This is a genomic window from Halogeometricum limi, from assembly GCF_900115785.1.
In the GTDB taxonomy this organism is placed as follows: Archaea; Halobacteriota; Halobacteria; order Halobacteriales; family Haloferacaceae; genus Halogeometricum; species Halogeometricum limi.
The window spans coordinates 382,887-398,312 of the sequence record NZ_FOYS01000003.1; the positions used below are offsets into that span (position 1 = coordinate 382,887).

The 15,426-nt window shown below is 57.0% G+C and carries 14 protein-coding genes and 1 pseudogene; 8 read left to right on the forward strand and 7 right to left on the reverse strand.

Features of this window, described 5'->3' with window-relative positions; all coding sequences use genetic code 11:
- Positions 1 to 77 precede the first annotated feature (77 nt).
- Entirely contained in the window at positions 78 to 779 is a 702-nt protein-coding gene (locus BM282_RS10705) for an SDR family NAD(P)-dependent oxidoreductase (RefSeq protein ID WP_089880575.1), read from the forward strand.
- 118 nt (positions 780 to 897) lie between these two features.
- On the forward strand, positions 898 to 1,719 hold the full coding sequence (locus BM282_RS10710; protein WP_089880578.1) for a ZIP family metal transporter: 822 nt from the start codon (positions 898 to 900) through the stop codon (positions 1,717 to 1,719).
- A gap of 134 nt (positions 1,720 to 1,853) precedes the next feature.
- On the opposite strand, the pseudogene BM282_RS10715 reads toward BM282_RS10710, so the two are convergent.
- Positions 1,854 to 2,564 (reverse strand): annotated as a pseudogene (locus BM282_RS10715) (phosphoribosylglycinamide synthetase C domain-containing protein); the annotation flags it as partial.
- A 77-nt stretch (positions 2,565 to 2,641) separates the two neighbouring features.
- Here BM282_RS10715 and BM282_RS18170 point away from each other — a divergent pair.
- On the forward strand, positions 2,642 to 3,904 hold the full coding sequence (locus BM282_RS18170) for a hypothetical protein (RefSeq protein WP_139229712.1): 1,263 nt from the start codon (positions 2,642 to 2,644) through the stop codon (positions 3,902 to 3,904).
- 52 nt (positions 3,905 to 3,956) lie between these two features.
- Here the strand turns inward: BM282_RS18170 and BM282_RS10720 are convergent, their stop codons facing one another.
- Entirely contained in the window at positions 3,957 to 5,141 is a 1,185-nt protein-coding gene (locus BM282_RS10720) for a tyrosine-type recombinase/integrase (protein ID WP_089880581.1), read from the reverse strand.
- A gap of 116 nt (positions 5,142 to 5,257) precedes the next feature.
- On the opposite strand from BM282_RS10720, the gene BM282_RS10725 reads away from it, so the two are divergent.
- From BM282_RS10725 to BM282_RS10735, 3 genes are read left to right on the forward strand one after another with little or no spacing between them, the layout of a single operon-like run.
- Complete coding sequence (locus BM282_RS10725) at positions 5,258 to 5,728, forward strand: CRISPR-associated ring nuclease (RefSeq protein WP_245758341.1); 471 nt, start codon at positions 5,258 to 5,260, stop codon at positions 5,726 to 5,728.
- On the forward strand, positions 5,728 to 6,765 hold the full coding sequence (locus BM282_RS10730; RefSeq protein WP_089880584.1) for a hypothetical protein: 1,038 nt from the start codon (positions 5,728 to 5,730) through the stop codon (positions 6,763 to 6,765). The genes BM282_RS10725 and BM282_RS10730 overlap by 1 nt, the downstream gene beginning before the upstream one ends.
- Before the next feature lie 2 nt (positions 6,766 to 6,767).
- Positions 6,768 to 7,502 (forward strand): hypothetical protein, encoded by a 735-nt coding sequence (locus BM282_RS10735; protein WP_089880586.1) that lies wholly within the window; start codon positions 6,768 to 6,770, stop codon positions 7,500 to 7,502.
- 3 nt (positions 7,503 to 7,505) lie between these two features.
- Here the strand turns inward: BM282_RS10735 and BM282_RS10740 are convergent, their stop codons facing one another.
- On the reverse strand, positions 7,506 to 7,718 hold the full coding sequence (locus tag BM282_RS10740; protein ID WP_245758342.1) for a hypothetical protein: 213 nt from the start codon (positions 7,716 to 7,718) through the stop codon (positions 7,506 to 7,508).
- Between the two features lie 663 nt (positions 7,719 to 8,381).
- Here BM282_RS10740 and BM282_RS10745 point away from each other — a divergent pair.
- A complete protein-coding gene (locus BM282_RS10745) occupies positions 8,382 to 10,367 on the forward strand; it encodes a hypothetical protein (protein ID WP_089880592.1) in 1,986 nt (661 codons plus the stop codon).
- A 64-nt stretch (positions 10,368 to 10,431) separates the two neighbouring features.
- Here BM282_RS10745 and BM282_RS10750 read toward each other — a convergent pair whose 3' ends face one another.
- Entirely contained in the window at positions 10,432 to 11,139 is a 708-nt protein-coding gene (locus BM282_RS10750; protein WP_175501490.1) for a uracil-DNA glycosylase family protein, read from the reverse strand.
- A gap of 206 nt (positions 11,140 to 11,345) precedes the next feature.
- Here BM282_RS10750 and BM282_RS10755 point away from each other — a divergent pair, with 206 nt between their 5' ends.
- Positions 11,346 to 12,389, forward strand: a complete 1,044-nt coding sequence (locus BM282_RS10755) for an HNH endonuclease (RefSeq protein WP_089880596.1) — start codon at positions 11,346 to 11,348, stop codon at positions 12,387 to 12,389.
- An 85-nt stretch (positions 12,390 to 12,474) separates the two neighbouring features.
- Here BM282_RS10755 and BM282_RS10760 read toward each other — a convergent pair whose 3' ends face one another.
- The 3 genes from BM282_RS10760 to BM282_RS10770 are packed head-to-tail and all read right to left on the reverse strand — an operon-like array spanning position 12,475 to position 15,417.
- Positions 12,475 to 14,196, reverse strand: a complete 1,722-nt coding sequence (locus tag BM282_RS10760) for an adaptin (protein ID WP_089880599.1) — start codon at positions 14,194 to 14,196, stop codon at positions 12,475 to 12,477.
- Positions 14,196 to 15,104, reverse strand: coding sequence for an ADP-ribosylglycohydrolase family protein (locus BM282_RS10765; protein WP_089880602.1), 909 nt, complete (start codon positions 15,102 to 15,104; stop codon positions 14,196 to 14,198). Before BM282_RS10765 ends, BM282_RS10760 begins: the two co-directional genes overlap by 1 nt.
- 43 nt (positions 15,105 to 15,147) lie before the next feature.
- Positions 15,148 to 15,417, reverse strand: coding sequence for a hypothetical protein (locus tag BM282_RS10770; protein ID WP_089880605.1), 270 nt, complete (start codon positions 15,415 to 15,417; stop codon positions 15,148 to 15,150).
- Positions 15,418 to 15,426 lie beyond the last annotated feature (9 nt).

Below are 15,426 nucleotides of genomic sequence, written 5' to 3' on the forward strand. Positions count from 1 at the left end.
TGACTGTGCAGCGGTCAGAGGTCTCGGTGAGGTTCCGAGAACTGTAGTTTTACCTCCGGTCCGACCCTAGCGAGTTCATGGACGTCGCAGGGAGAACCGTCGTCGTGACGGGCGCGAGTCGCGGAATCGGGGCGGCACTCGTCGGTGCGTTCGCCGCCGAAGGTGCGCACGTCGTCGCGTGCGCCAGAGACGAAGAGTCGCTGTCGGACGTCGTCGCCGGCGTCGAAGACGCCGAGGGGTCCGCGGAGGCCGTTCGTGCGGACGTGCGCGACGAGTTCGACGCGGAGCGACTGATGGAGACGGCCGCCCGCGCCGGGGACGACGGTATCGCCGTCGTCGTCGCGAACGCCGCCGTCAACCACGGCGCGCCCGGCGAGATGCCGATGGGCGAGGAGTCGTACACCCGCTTCGACGACACCCTCCGCACGAACGTCAGAGGCGTCTTCTCCACGATTCGCGAGGCACTGCCCCACGCCACCGACGAGACGCGCGTCCTCGTGCCGTCGGGGAGCATCGCGAACGACCCGAAACCCGGGATGGGCGCGTACGCCGTCTCGAAAGCCGCCGTCGAAGGACTCGCCCGACAGTTCGCCGCGGACACCGACGTCGCCGTCGGCGTCGTCGACCCCGGGTTCGTGTCGACTGACCTCTCGGGCGGACAGGGACGCGACCCCGCGGACGTCGCCCCGATGTACGTCTGGGCCGCCACCGACGCCGACCGAGAGGCCGTAGACGGCGGCCGACTCGGGTTGAAAGACTGGAAGAAGGCCACGAGATAGCGGGCCGACGCTCTCCTCACCGGTCGCGTCCGAGCCACGCCTCGCCGACGCCGTTATTAAGATACCTGATGGAGTTATTATCGTGAGCGCTATTAACCCCGGGGAAGAAATTAACAGCGTGACACGACTCTCGCGCGTCGGCGTCGCCGCTACCGCCATCTTCGTCGCTCTCTCGGCGTACGCGGCGAGTACGGGCGCGTGGAAGCTCCTCGGCATCACCTGGGTGGCGTTCGCCGCGATGGCGCTTGCGGCGCCGCTCGGTGCCCGCCACCGAGACGAGGGAGCGAACGCGCTCGTCTGGGGGTACGGCCTCGCAAGTGGCGCGATGGTGACCAGTGCCGCCGTCTTCTTGGTCCCGCAGGCGATGGGTCACCACCCGCAGTACGGCGGGTTCGGTATCGCCGCCGGACTCCTCGCCGGGTTCGGTTCCCACACCGTCGGGCACCGCCTCGCGCACATGGACCTGCCCATCGACCGAACCGTCGCCGAACTGACGGCGCACGCCTTCTCGGCGGGTCTCATCATCGGCATCGTCTACGGTAACATGCCCGGCCTCGGCCCCACGCTCGGACTGGCTATCGTCTCGCACAAAGGTCCGGCCGGTTACGCCGCGGCGCGTCGCCTCGCCTCGAAGAACCGCTCGGCGTCGGCGTTGCTGCTCCCCGCCGCGGCACTCGGTATCGGGGCCATCCTCTCTAGCATCGTCGTCCTCCCCGAGTCCGCGCCGTTCCGCGGTATCGTCTTCGGGTTCGCGGCGGGCGTGTTCCTGCACGTCGCGATGGACTTCCTCCCGCGATGTGAAATCGGCTCGGAGATTCACGAACACCTCTCCGCCGAGGGCGACGCGCACGCCCTCCTCGACAGACTCCGGAACCACGCCGTCGCCAGCACCACTCTCGGCGGTGCGGCCGTCTTCGTGGCGTGGCTGTTCGTGGTTTAGTCGCGCTCTGCGTCTGCTCTCGTTCGGCTACGCCTCGCGTAAGTTCCGAAACTCTCCGACTTTCGACCCTCCGTTCAGCTACGCTTCACAGAGGTACCGATTGCTCGCTCTGCTCGCAACGACCGTACGCTCGGCTACGCCTCGCGTAAGTACCCCCACGTGTGCAGTTTGTCGCCCTCGCCGTCTATCCATCGCTCGCCGATGTCGTCGCGGTAGTACATGTTCGGGAGGATGACGTCGTCGACGCGGCGGTACGCGCGCGTCCGCGCCTCGGCCATCGTCTGTCCCTTCCCGGTGACGACGAGGACGACGCCCGACGTGCCGGCGACGCGCCACTGGTCGTCCTCGCACTTCACGTCCTCTATGTGGACGCCCGGCGGCGCGTTCTCCAGTTCGTGGCGGTCAGTCCACTCGTCGAGTGGCTTCGACTCGAATCCGATTGCGGCGTTTCGCGCGAACTCCGAGAACGTCTGCTCGTCGGTGAAGGGAAACGGCGGGAGGCAGACGCGGACGGCTATCTGAAAGCCCGAGTGGACCCGGAGCGTCGGCGGGTCCGCGCGTGCGAGTCCCTCGAAGAAGTCGCCGATGGGGGTGTCCATCGCCTCCTCCATGAGGAAGATGGTGGGGTAGCCGAACCGCGGCGTGAACTCCAGCGGATAGATGCCGCGTCCGTTGACGATGCAGTTGATGTCCATGTAGCCGACGTAGCCCTCCGCGCGGAGCTTCGGTTCGAGCGGTTTCAGCGTCCGGTTGAACAGTTCCGTCTCGCCCGTCCACGTCATGCTCGTCCCCATCTCGCCCGTCGAGGGGCCGACGTTCCCCGGAAACAGCTTCTTGTGCTCGTATTTCCGAGATCTATAGTAGTTAGACACTCATCACAGTAGGAAAAATATTGAGTATGGGGTCAGTTTGAGAACATAATATGGATCCATCGTCCGCTGTTTTTCAGGAAGATGCCACGGTCACCATCGAAGGAAAAGATGTCCCTATCAAGATCTCCCTATCTGAGTCTGGGAATATCATAGTGGATGTCGTCAGTAGCCCCAAATATGGGATATTTGGCGATACAGGATTCCATAGAAAGAGCGTTCAAGGAGTGACAGCGTCGGGGGATACTGTAGTGTGTTCAAACGTCTCGATTTCATTAGGGATGAAAGCCGAAAGTGGAAAGAAATCCTACAACTATATAAACGAAATCAATGCTGCTTCAGAGATTACGATTGATGGTACTAACAATTATGTCTCGTATTCCGGTGAAGAAGTTACCATCTCTTTCGATGTACTGGGTCTGAGACATTATGTCCCCCATTCAGCGGTCGATGAATTTGAGCTAATAAATAAACCAGATCTGAAGGTCGTTGCTACCCCAGTCAACGACATTGATGAACGAATTGAGTATATCAAATCACACAAAAGTCTGATTCGGACAGCAGAAGTGAATGTCACACTCGATATAGCTGGAGACATCGCTCACCAGGTGGCTACGGCAGCAGATAGGCTGTCTGACGTGTTATCACTATGTGGTTTCGTACAAGGGATTGGCCCCAACTACGTAAAAGCAGAATTAGACTCAATTGACAATCAGTCTGCTCACTCATACCAGGGTGGTCTTCGGTTTACACAACTGTACTCTACTCAGGGCGATATTGGTGGGTCGCTTGCTTCCGGACGCCTAGCCTGGGGTAACGATTTATCCACTTATCTCGATGAAGCATTCGACAATTATGACAATACGGTGAAAAACAATCTCCGTGTCCGGCAGGTGTTGGGGTACTATTGGGATGCAATGAACGCAACACGTCCCGTTGAAGGACGTCTACTTAGTGTTTGTAGTGGAATTGAATTATTAGCCAAGAGATATTCCGATCTGTATAATCAGCAGGCCAGAACCCAGGACCGAATTGAGTACTTGATTGATGAGTTGGACGTCGAAACAGATGATCTCGCAAGTTTCGCAGGGACAACCAATAAATCTGCATCTAAAAAATATTTCTACAGCTATTCAAGACACTACGTTGTTCACGGGGATAATAACCCGAGTTCCGGTGAACTTATTTCGGACTTCCAGGCAGCTCTGACCCTTTTACAGCGAATCATCCGTAATCAGTTGGTTGGCTCTATGGATATGTCTCAGTTCAGTAGCCTAAACGATATCACCCCCTCAGAGACAATTAGTTTCGTGTAGAAGAATCTGATATCGGGTCGAGTAATTGATAGCTGGCTGACCCTCTAACATTTCACTGTTCCTCCGTATTGATACGGATGCGGGAGCAGTTTGGAATGTGTTGAAAGTAATTTGAAATGGCGTCTCCGCACCATTCACAGGTCTGGTCTCGCTGGATTGCTGTTTCCTTGTCTATCGTCTGGCGGCAGTGGATGCAGTGGTCCATCTCTCGTGGGGTCTGTTGGTGACACCGAGGGCATTCGACCGGAGCAGTAGCGTCTGGTTCTTCTTCCTCGTCGATCTCTAAGCCGTGAACACGAGCGACTTCCCGGCTGGTATCGTCTGCGAACACTGAGACGTATCGGGAGGCGACGTCGCTTCCGCGAGTCCACCCGTGGTGATCCTCAATGTGTGCCTGATTCAGTCCGCGTGAGGCTAAGTGAGACGCGCTGGATTTGCGGAGGTTCGTGAACGTGACTGGTTTGTCTACTCCGGCTCGGTCGGCAGCGTCTTTCATGGCTGTACGGAGCGCGTTATAACTGGGAGCCTCCGACTCGGTCAGTTTACTCCAGAGCGGTGCCTCAGGGTCGTTGCTCGGATGGGCGGCAAGCCATCGTTGGAGGAACGGGACGCTTGGAATGAGTGGGACGGTTCGCTTCCCCATCTTCCCCTGAACGGTGATCTGGTAACCGTGTTCGTAGTCGGTGACGTCCCCAACCTTGAGAGCGCGTAGCTCACCGGAGCGCGCACCTGCATCCCATCCAACCGCGATGAGAGCTGCGTCACGAGGGTTGCGGGTAGCTTGTATTAGTGGAAGCACGTCCTCTTTCCACTGAAGCATATTGCTTGGTTCCGGAGCCGGGTCGTACGTACTCGGAGTGTTCGACGGGATCCACTCCATCGATTCGGGTGGATCGTCTCCGTTTTCGTCAGTTGCTCGTCGCCCAAACTGCTTCAACGCGACTCGATAGTCACGATTGGTCTCAGCATTATCGTAGGTGCGGTGAATCCAGCGGACGATCTCTTTTGCAGCATCCTCACTCTCAAGCGCCTCTACCGGACTGCCACCGTGCTCGCCCATTCTCACGTTATGCCGGAGGAGTTTGAGATGCCGTTGATCCCCGACTTGACTGGGTATGAGGAAGAGTTCGTTACTGAACTCCAGGAGTGCCTCCTGATTGGGTTCATCCAGCTCACGTTCCCCATTTCGAATCTTTTTACGAAGCGTTTCGATTTGCTCGTCAGCGTTCGTCGTCATAAACGAACCATTAGAGACTCACAGGAGTCAACGGGCGAATCTTCTGAAATCCGCATATGGTGGTTGAGAATTAGTCACGCGAACACTATTGATAGTGGAGTGACTCTTGTGGAGTAATGGCTCAGATCTGGGTGACCAACGGCACTCCTACTATGCCCGGAATTCTGAATCCGGTGACTGCGGCTTGTGACCGAGGGTACGTCCCGGACGAGGTTTGGGTGCTGTCGAATCCTGGTGTCGCTGAGTATGTCGCTGAGGCCACTGACCGGTTCGAAGTAATCGTTGATGCGTATGGTGGTGATGCTGATGTCTCTGTTCACGACTTAGACGACGAGACTGATTTCCCCGACATCATCGAGTTCTACCGGTCTACTATCGAAGCTGCTCGGGAGACTGGTGATACGATTGCTGTTGATGTCACTCCCGGTCGGAAATTCATGTCTGCCATCGCGTTTCAGGCGGGTTTCAAATTCGACGCTGACCACGTCTTCTATTTCCACCGGAAAGCGGGGGGCTACTACGGGCAGTTTTACGCCGAAATCCCGCGAACGGCCACTGACCTGATCGATTTCAAGGAGGTGCTGTAATGCAGATCGAACGCCAACGGCTGATGGTTCTCCTCAACGCCCTCTACGACCAGGGTGTTGAATCAATTTCCGTCAAACATCCCTGCGAGGATATTGGCGAACTCGTCCAGATCAACCTGGGGGACGATGGGCAAGCACCGGTTCGGTTCACGCAGGGCACGATGACGTACCAAGACAACCGTGAAACGATTCCTGCAAAACACGGAGAACCCGCGTACAACGATCTTCCAGACGCTGAGACGTACACTCGGACGATGGTCGCCAGCGGTCACGTCCCACTCAACAACCACGACGCCGTCGAGGAGTTCATTCAACGACACGGGTACGCAGATCTCGAAGCCGGTCACGACCCTGTCGTCCTCGGCTTAGACGCGAACATCATCGCGTGGCGACTTCCAGAAGTTCTCGGGATCGACAGTAAAACAGGGAACACCGACGAGCGTGATCGACGACCGACCAACGGATACGCACTCGCAACCGGCGTCAAAGAAGAATTAGACTGGCACTTCAAGCAGTACAACACGCACGAGTTGACGCAAGCCTTCGGGGAGGAATTCGCACGCTTGGACAACCAGCCAGCTGGCGCGAACCGAGAAGGATTACTCGGTCTGTACGAATACCGTCGCCTCCGGACCAACCGGACCGTCGATATCGTTGAGTGTGACACTGGGGATGAAGCCATCGTTGAGGCCTACAACGAGTACAATCAGAACAGTCGGAAGCAGGCCATACTCCTCAGCAACGATTACGGGTTCGTCGACAGGAGCCTCGACACCGGCGTTCCAGCACAACACATTGACTACCCGGTGGACGTCCCACGGAAAGTCACGGGCTCGTGGACACAAGCAGCTGAATTACTGTACTACCTTGCGGTACTGTTCGGCGTCATTCAACTCCCGAAGGTCACTATTTACGGAGTTTGGAACGGGAAGGATGGTCGCCACTGGCAACACGAACAGATTGATGTCGACTGCCGGAGTCCCAAAGTCGAACCGCACCTGAAACGAGACCTCACCATCCTCGACGCAACGAACTGAGTATGCCGGAAGCGCTGGTCAAGGGTGAAACCCACCTCTCGAAGAAAGACAAACAGGCTCTACTTGACCTGGACCTGTCAGAGTACGACGCCGTCTTCCGTGAGGGCCACGACAAGAATTACTTCCAGCGAGATATCGACTCCCTCTACGCATTGTTTGCCATCGGGCACGTTGTCTATGGTGCGACGTACAGCCGATTGTACCGTTCCAGCAACGAGTTCAAGCAACAAGCCAAGCGACAGGGTCTCCCAGTCCATGATCGCATCGACGCGGCGGTCTACGAAACCTACGAAATGGTGCCACGATGGCAACGTAGCGGACTCTTCCTCATCTCTCCACTGTTCGCCGGACTCATGCTGGGCTTGGTTGCCCAGCCTACAGAGTGGGTGCTGTCCCGAGTAGCGCCGGGACTACTCCGAGAACTGGCTTTCGCTGGTGTAATCCTCACACTCCTGTGTTTCGGGTTTGTGTGGGCACTCGCGTACTTCCTCCTTATCGAGGGCCGAGCGATGTATGACCGAGACGCGGCGATGGCGAGAGAACTCGTGCAGATCACAGAAGCAAACGGGTATCACTCGGTTCTCATCTCGTGCGGTGGAAATCACCGCCCAGGAATCGCTTCGTACCTGCGCGACGAAGGATGGGAAGTAACAGAAGAGTCCACTGATAGTCTCCTCGGAAGGGTGCTGAATTTCTTGTCAATCAAAGGCTTCCATCGGAAGTGGACGGAGCGGTGAGTCTCACTCCTCAGGATCGACGTGATCCAAAAGCAGGAATCCGTCCTCAACACGAACCAATACTTCATCGGTCTTTTCTGGGTCGATTCCTTGCCGCTCAAGCTCTTCCGCGGTCAGGAAGACAGGAACCCCGACGGCACCTTGCTCGTCGGTCCGATTAATCTTCGCTCGCCGCAGCTCATCGACGCTTTTTGAGTCATCGATGAACGTGTCCATATGACGCGTCATCTGGGGACACCTGCGGAGGGGCAGTTACCTGTCTCTATTTCTTTACGAGTGTTCAGCTTCATGGTTATCATCCTGCAATCCGGGGTAACCTGTATCCACTTTTAAAACCTCGTGCTGGGTGAACCGGGGCCGGTTCACTGTTCAAGCCGAATCCTCGATTTCCGCGGGTAGGAGGTGTCCGTTGCGGAATTGAGCGAGCGCCAAGAATCCTGCTCGCTGGCGCGTCATTGCTTGTGATCAGCCAACATCAGAAGCAGGCCTCAATGAAAGTTTAAGAATCGCTATACAGCGGAAACATATGCGACACAGTGGAGTTCACAGCTCAAGCATCTTGGAAACCGTGCGTAATCCAAATAATGTCTTGGAACTGATTAGAAACCCGCTCTCACAGACTAGACGGTGCGTAGTAGCGTGCAAGACGGCATGGGTCTCGCTTTTGAGACTGTGTCACCAGTCGATCTAACTGGCAGTGGATTTATATTTAGGGTGGGGGGCCCTGCAGAAACTGTCGAAGAGAGGCTATTAGAGCTGTTCGAGTGCGTGTGTCATTGTAGGTTGGAAAATGGCTCACAGACAAAACTCGACAACACGAGGGGCCAGTCACAGGGCAATCCCTTATCCGTAAATGCAGACTAGTTCCATGCAGCATTCATGCCAGACGGCTCGCCAGTTTCGCACACCGACCAGTTCAGTTCCTTACTGCCAAGCGGGACAGGAGAGTACACCGCTCCGACGAAGTACAAAGACCACCCTGAGAAGTCAGAGTTTGGATCGGTCACAACTCGATTCGACGGTGATATTGAACTCATCCATCCCGCGCCGGACATCGAGACACTACTGCAGACCACACATCTGACAGCACAACTTCATCACTACAACCGCGATCAACAGGATGACGACTGGCCGTTCTCAAACGATGGTACAGTACTGTACGACCTCGCCATTCTCGCGGTTATGGACAAGGCCCTCAGTGTCGAGGATCTCTCGCCAGCCTCATTCGACGTACCGATACGACGATTCAAAATCGTCTTCCTCAAGAAAGCACGGCAACCCGCGACACATCAAGGGTTCTACGACTACATCTCAGACTCAGACCGAGTGCTAACCGAACTCGGCTACTCTAGCGCATCAGACCTCCCGGGCTATGAAACGCTCCGGTTAGCGTCTGAAGAACGCGTGCCTGACGAACTGGACGATGAAGAACAGAACGCGCTTGATGCAGGTGTAATTCGTGCGGTCTATGCGGTGTTCCGCAACGGAATCAAAGTGCCCGCAACAGTGAGCGACACGTACGGATTCGGTGCCGTCGCTCCACCTCTGTCTGAGCGAGCAGTCCCCCGGACAGACAAGCAGACCGCGCTTCGAAATTGGGTTCAATTTCTTTTCAACGAAACCATTTCTCCCCTTTCGTTCCACCGATCCCAACCACGCACTGACTTCCAGCAGTATATGGGGCTCTTCGCTGCATCTGCACTATATGACTGCGGTGTACAGACCGTCGCAAACGTTTCAGACTACAATTACGAGCGAGACATCATCCCAAAAGGCAGCGGGATTGGGAAGTACATTAGAGACGACGATCTCCCACTGAATGACGCCCAAGCGGTCTTAGCAAACACAGAGAAGCAAGCCATAACAGAACAGTTCGACGCTGTTCACCGTGAAACATTCAAGCTTGCAGACCGGCTCGAATTCTTCGCGGAGCCGCGCTCCTTAGCAGTCGATCTGTATCGTATCGAGTGGAACGGTGCCGAGAATGATGTCACGATCAACCGCCCTCCGAAGTCGGAGAATGACAACCGGTCAGAGTGGACGTATGCAGTTCTCGGGATTATTGATACGGAAGCTCGATTCACACTCGGTACACGGTGGCTGCCAGATAAATCGAAGTATCCCAGAGTGGTCACTGAGCTCGCACCGATAGCAGAGGAATTCCTTGAGGTTGAAGCGTTGTACGCCGACAGTGAGATGATCTCAGGGGCATTGATCGACGCGTTCCGTGAGATTGCAGGCCCCGACTGGGCGGTTCGAGCGCCGAACCGAACCGTGATTAAACAGCTGAAGGGATATACGCCACAAAATCACGTCGGGTACGTTCCGGCGGTGTCGTGGAAGACGTCATCGAAACCAGCCGCCGTTTCCTACCCGTACGATAGTAGCAATCCTTCGCTCATCGAGTTCACGGCCCAGGAATTGAAGCGAGCCGACCCTTCAGATACCGAGGACCAAACGAACCTCTCGGACTTCACGGAGGTTGAAGCGTCGGCTGCGTCTCTCCCGTCTACACTGACAGAGCAGTTTGATGAGCCCGACTTGGTACCTGGGGTCGGTAATGCATCGACACACGCGGCATACTTGACTGACCGTTCGTTACCTCCGCATTCGGGCGGTGGTATCCACTTCCCATACTATCAACGCTGGGCGCTTGAAGAGTCAATAAACCAGATCTCGAATGATTTCATGCCAGTCATCAACAGCAGCAACGAGAAGCTTCGCGTCTACGGCGTGAACATCGCCATCCTCTTCCAAAACTGGCACACTATGATCAACCGCGCACCGTCCCCAGAACTCGGGCTTCGCCTCACCGTTACCAACCAGGAACTCCTGAGAGCCATTGAGGATGTCGCGTTCGGTTAGACCAATCAACCAGAATGGGAATTGTTGAAATCCTTAGTCTCTAACAGTACAACTTGCCATCATCTCATGAAAGGACTTGATCAACTACTTTTGCTAACTTATCTTGATATTCATTCGTTCCTTCTACTCCATCCACATGGCGAACATTCCGTCCGATCCCGCTCCAATGATATGATAAAATAATCTGCGTATCATCTGTTTCGCTCTGGTATTCAACCAGAACACGGTTGGACATCTTGCTCGGCCAATCCTTAACTTCGTAATGTGCAAAGACAGATTCGGCTGCTGGCTTTCCGAACACAAGCACAATCTCCGGGTCGAGAGCGGTCAACTCTTCTTCAAGATACTGCCGACACCAGTAATCTGCGTGATTATTACCCCATTTGTTCTCACCAGTAATCTTTCTACACTTTCTGGCGTTCGTAAAGTAGGCAGGATACTCTGAATCTTTGGTGAACCAAAGGTCAGAACTTAGAGAGTCGAAAAATCTCCGAAGACGATTCCCGTCCTTGATCCAGTCCATACCGTTTCGGTTATCATTTCGCTCTCGGTGTGTTTCCTCAACATGGGCCGGTGGCGGTCCGTCCACTCGTCCAGATTGTGTTCCCCCTGGCTTTTCGGCAACGAAGGCGATATCAGCCGTGCCAACTCCATCACCATAATACGGTGGATGCTGTGTATTCCGAGCAGGACAATGTGAACAGCGTCCTTCTTCCTCCCGCCAGTTACTCCAGATATTCTCCAAAGTTTCTTCAATTGATTCCTGACTCACATCCAATAAAGTTTGACCACTAACCCATATAGTCAAGGGCGAGATAATACGGATCAGTGGGTTCAGACACTACCATTACCATCGTCGGCCGAGTCAGGCGAACAATCTTGGCCGCTAAATCCCAGACCTAACGACTTTTCAGCTGGAATCGAGTAGCGTGTATCACGCAGGCATTTATTGACTGACAGACGTAATGCCGTGGTATCATGCAACACGCGTTTCGGGTCGGGCAGCAATACCGCGACACTGGGAGTTACCGAAACTCGGACGACCAGTTCCTGCGGTGGATCCGCGGCCCACTCGACAGCGGCATCAAGAATACCGGCGGCATCCGTGATCTCGGCGCGGACCGGTCAGAGACGCCCGCGGCGCTCGTGCTCGTCTCGAACGATAGCGGCATCTCCCAGCACGATGACCCGTGGGAGGACACGCTCGCTGTCAACGCCGGGTACATCAGCTACTGGGGCGACGCCAAGGCCTCGAACCCCTACGACGAGTCCACCCAGAACCAGAAAATCAAGGCTGCCTTCGACAACGCTGCGGCCGGGCGGCGCGAGGACGTCCCGCCCGTCCTCGTGTTCCGCAAGCCTGAATCAGGCGTCGTTGAGTTCTGCGGGCTCTGCGTTCCCGACCACTTCGAAGTCCGCGCGTACCAGGCCGATGACGGGACACAGGTTCCGAACTACCAGTTCCACTTCTCGATCCTCAACACCAACGCTGTCCCCGTCACGTGGCTGCACGACCGCGCCCAACAAAACGACGACAGCGAGGCACCGGACGTCTGGCAGCAGTGGGTCCAGACCGGAGAGGTTGCCCAGTGGCCGACCGGCGAACCCCTCGATTCGAGTGGCCGGATTCGCCGCTACGAAACATCCGAGATCACCGTGAGTGACGCCTTCCGGGTAGACATACTCGACCGCTACGACCACGCGTGCACCCTGACTGGTATTCGAGAAGATGAACTGCTGGATCTCGCACACATCCTTCCGCGGAGTCAACGCCCCGAACTCGCCGAACATCCGGAGAACGTTCTCGTATTGAACTCGCTGCACCACCGGGCATTCGACGCCGCGCTGTTCACCATCGACAGCGACTACCGCATCCAAGCAAGCCCCTCATTCGACCCAGCCCATCCATTCCTCCGCGAAACGATCCTTGACCGGGAAGGCGAACAACTATCGTTCCCACCCACTGTTCAGATCCGGCCATCCTTCCTCGAAGAACTCAACACCGGCCTCTCGTGGCTATAGTTCACGCAGACAACATGGGGCGGTTAGACTCGGTTTGTATGGAGTCTCGACCCGTCGTCAATATCTAACTCGACCCACGTACGTCTCAGTCAAGACGTGAAATCGCCCATCTCGCTCGGTCGCGCACTGTCTCGTCAAGATCGTTCTCTTTCACTTCTGCAAGCGTTTCGATAGGCACGCTCACGTACGCGTTCCCGATCAACGAGCACACGTTCGCCCGGACTTCCGGACTCGGATCCTCCAACGCAGCCGCTAACCGATCCTGTTGTGCTCGAATTGCAGCAGGATCTGCCTCACCTGCTCGCTGGAGCGCAATCGACGCGTTCACCCGCGCCTGAATATTGTTATCCTCCAACCGCGCAGCGATCTGATCAGCGTACTCAATCACGACCGCCGGATGTTCCTGCGCGAGGTCACCGAGCAACCCGACCGCATTATTCCGAACGCGCTTCGCATCAGCGTCCAGTACCGCCACTAACTCAGTCACGATTGGTTCTGCGGCGTCCGGATAGTTCGACGCAATCTTTCCAAGCGCCGCTAACGCATTCGTCTGCGTCGTCTCATCCTCACTCTGCATTGCCCCAACCAAGGCAGCAATCGCAGGGAACACCTCCTCAGGATGCGCTTCCGCGACACAGGAGAGTGCGTACACCGCGTAACTCTGTGTTGCCTCCGTCTCTGCGGTCGCCGCTGCTTCTAGAGCGGGAACTGCGTCGAGAACGCTCGCCGGGTCAGCTTCCGCCAACTCCATCAAGCAGTGCGTCGCAGCCTGCTGGTACATCGAGTCCTGACTCGCGTAGGCCGCCAAGTCACCAACGTGATCTTTCAGCCCCGTTCGGTCGTCCGTCGCGGCTTCGTGAAGTGCTTGGAGCGCTGCTCGGTCGAGCGCCGACGGCTCGTCAGCAAGGAGGGCAAACGTAGCATCGATAGCGACCTCACGAGACTCGTCACAGTATTTCACTGCAGCCACGGCCAGGCGGAGTGCTTCACGGCGATCCACGCTCGTCCCATCCGCTGCCGCATCAGACAGCATCGTTTGGAGCGTGTCTTTGTCCACCGACGCAGGGTCATCTTCGAGTTGCTTTCGCACTGCCGCGAACGCAACCCCCGCGAATGGATCAGCGAGGCGGTCATACGGGACAGGATGCAACGCCTCAATCTCGGGGAGTCGAACGGAGAACCGCTCGTCGTTCCCGACCGTCTCGAACCAGAACGCTGGCGGGCCTTTCAACGGCGTCATCGACGGGCGGTCCGGCTCGAAATGCGTGACGAGATGCGTCTTCTGTTCACCGTCCGTCCGGTGTGTGAGTTCAAACACGTACCCGTCAGCAAGGACCTCTCGAACTGCGTCACCGGATTCAAACCCGCCGTCCGGACTCAGATCAGTTGAGGGCGGTGCTGACAGCCCGAGGTCCCCTTGCCGGACAGACTCCACGAAGTCCCACGCGTGGTAATGCTCCCAGCCATCAACGTGCCCCAAATCGAGATCATCAACAGCGATGTACCCCTCGGCATCCGGGAACAACTCCGCAAGAATCCGGAGACGCTCCTCGCGTTCAGGCCACCACTCGTAGTACCCGTACTCGTCCTGCTCACCAAGCGCATCGACGTGTCCGTCACGCCTCCGAATCGACTCCACCGTGCCCGGAATGTCTGCTTCCTCTACGAGGTCCTGATTCCCGATAGCCCAGACTTCGTGACCGGCCACGTGTGCCCAGTATCGCACCCACTCCAACGGTACCGCCTCCCGTCGAGGATGCGGATTCACGTCCACCGTCCAGTCTCGGTCAAACGCCAACACGTACATCACGCCACCTCCACGAGTCGCTCGGCCAGCGTTTCGAGTTCGTTGGTCTCGTCGATACCACTCAGCCATCGATCCGGAAGCTGGGACGCCCCAAACCGCGCCCCAGCGACTGCACCCGCAATCGCCCCAATCGTATCCGTATCACCGCCACGATTCACCGCCGTCACAATCGCATCCTCGGCACTGTCCACGAATAACCCGTCGTGAAGTGTCGTCTGCAGCGAATGCACGACGTACCCTGACGTTTCCAGCGTGCCAGGTGAGTTACCACGAGCGAGTGGTTCGAGCGCCGTCACAAGCTCGCCAGGCGCGTCCCCACCGATGAAATCGAGCGCATCCTGCAACGGCGCGTCCGCGTCGTCGAGGAGGCCAGCCACTGTGAGATTCAGGACAGCGCAGCCTTCCGTACATCGCGGGTCAGCGTGCGTAATCTGCGAGGACTGCCGGCTCACTTCGGCGAGTCGATCCCACTCCGTCGCGTACGGGATGGCGAGCGGCGCGCACCGCATCACACTCCCGTTCCCCGCGTTCTGCCCTTCCGGACTGTTCTCCCACACGTGCTGGCCCGCATCGTCCCACGCGTCGCCGCGCTTGAGACGACTCAACGCCCGCCGCGTCATCCCTCCAATGTCGAACGGCCCGCTGTCGTACCACGCGACGAACCGCTCTGCGATATCCGTCGGATCGAACGTTTGGTGTTCTACCAGACTTCGGGCGATGCACAGCGCTTGTTCGGTGTCGTCTGTGATCGTCCCTGCGGGCTGGTTCCACGTGCCGTGCCCGACCATCTCGTCAAGCCGGCCGTGCTCAGCACTGATCTCCGACGCAGACGCGAACTCGACTGGCCGGCCAAGCGCATCTCCACACGCTAGCCCAAGGAGGACACCACGCGCCCGGTCCAAATCCATACGTCACTCAAGAACTACCGCTGAGAAAAATGTAGGGTGGGAGTCACTCGCCAGGTTTCGTTCCGGTACGGAGGTTTTCTCGATACTCGGCCCACGCTTGATACATTTCGAGCCGTTCCTCCTCCGTCATCGTGTCGTGCTTGTCCGCGTCGTAGAACGGGAGTTCGTCCTTTTCGGGCATCTTCATGAGTCTCCCAAGCGGGTAGAGTTGCTGGTAGTAATTCTCCAGCACCCAGTCTTCGCCGTGTTCGTCGACAGCTTGCTGGATATACGGGGCGGCTTCCGGGTACTCATCGGCGAGTGTCTCAGTCATTGGTAGTCA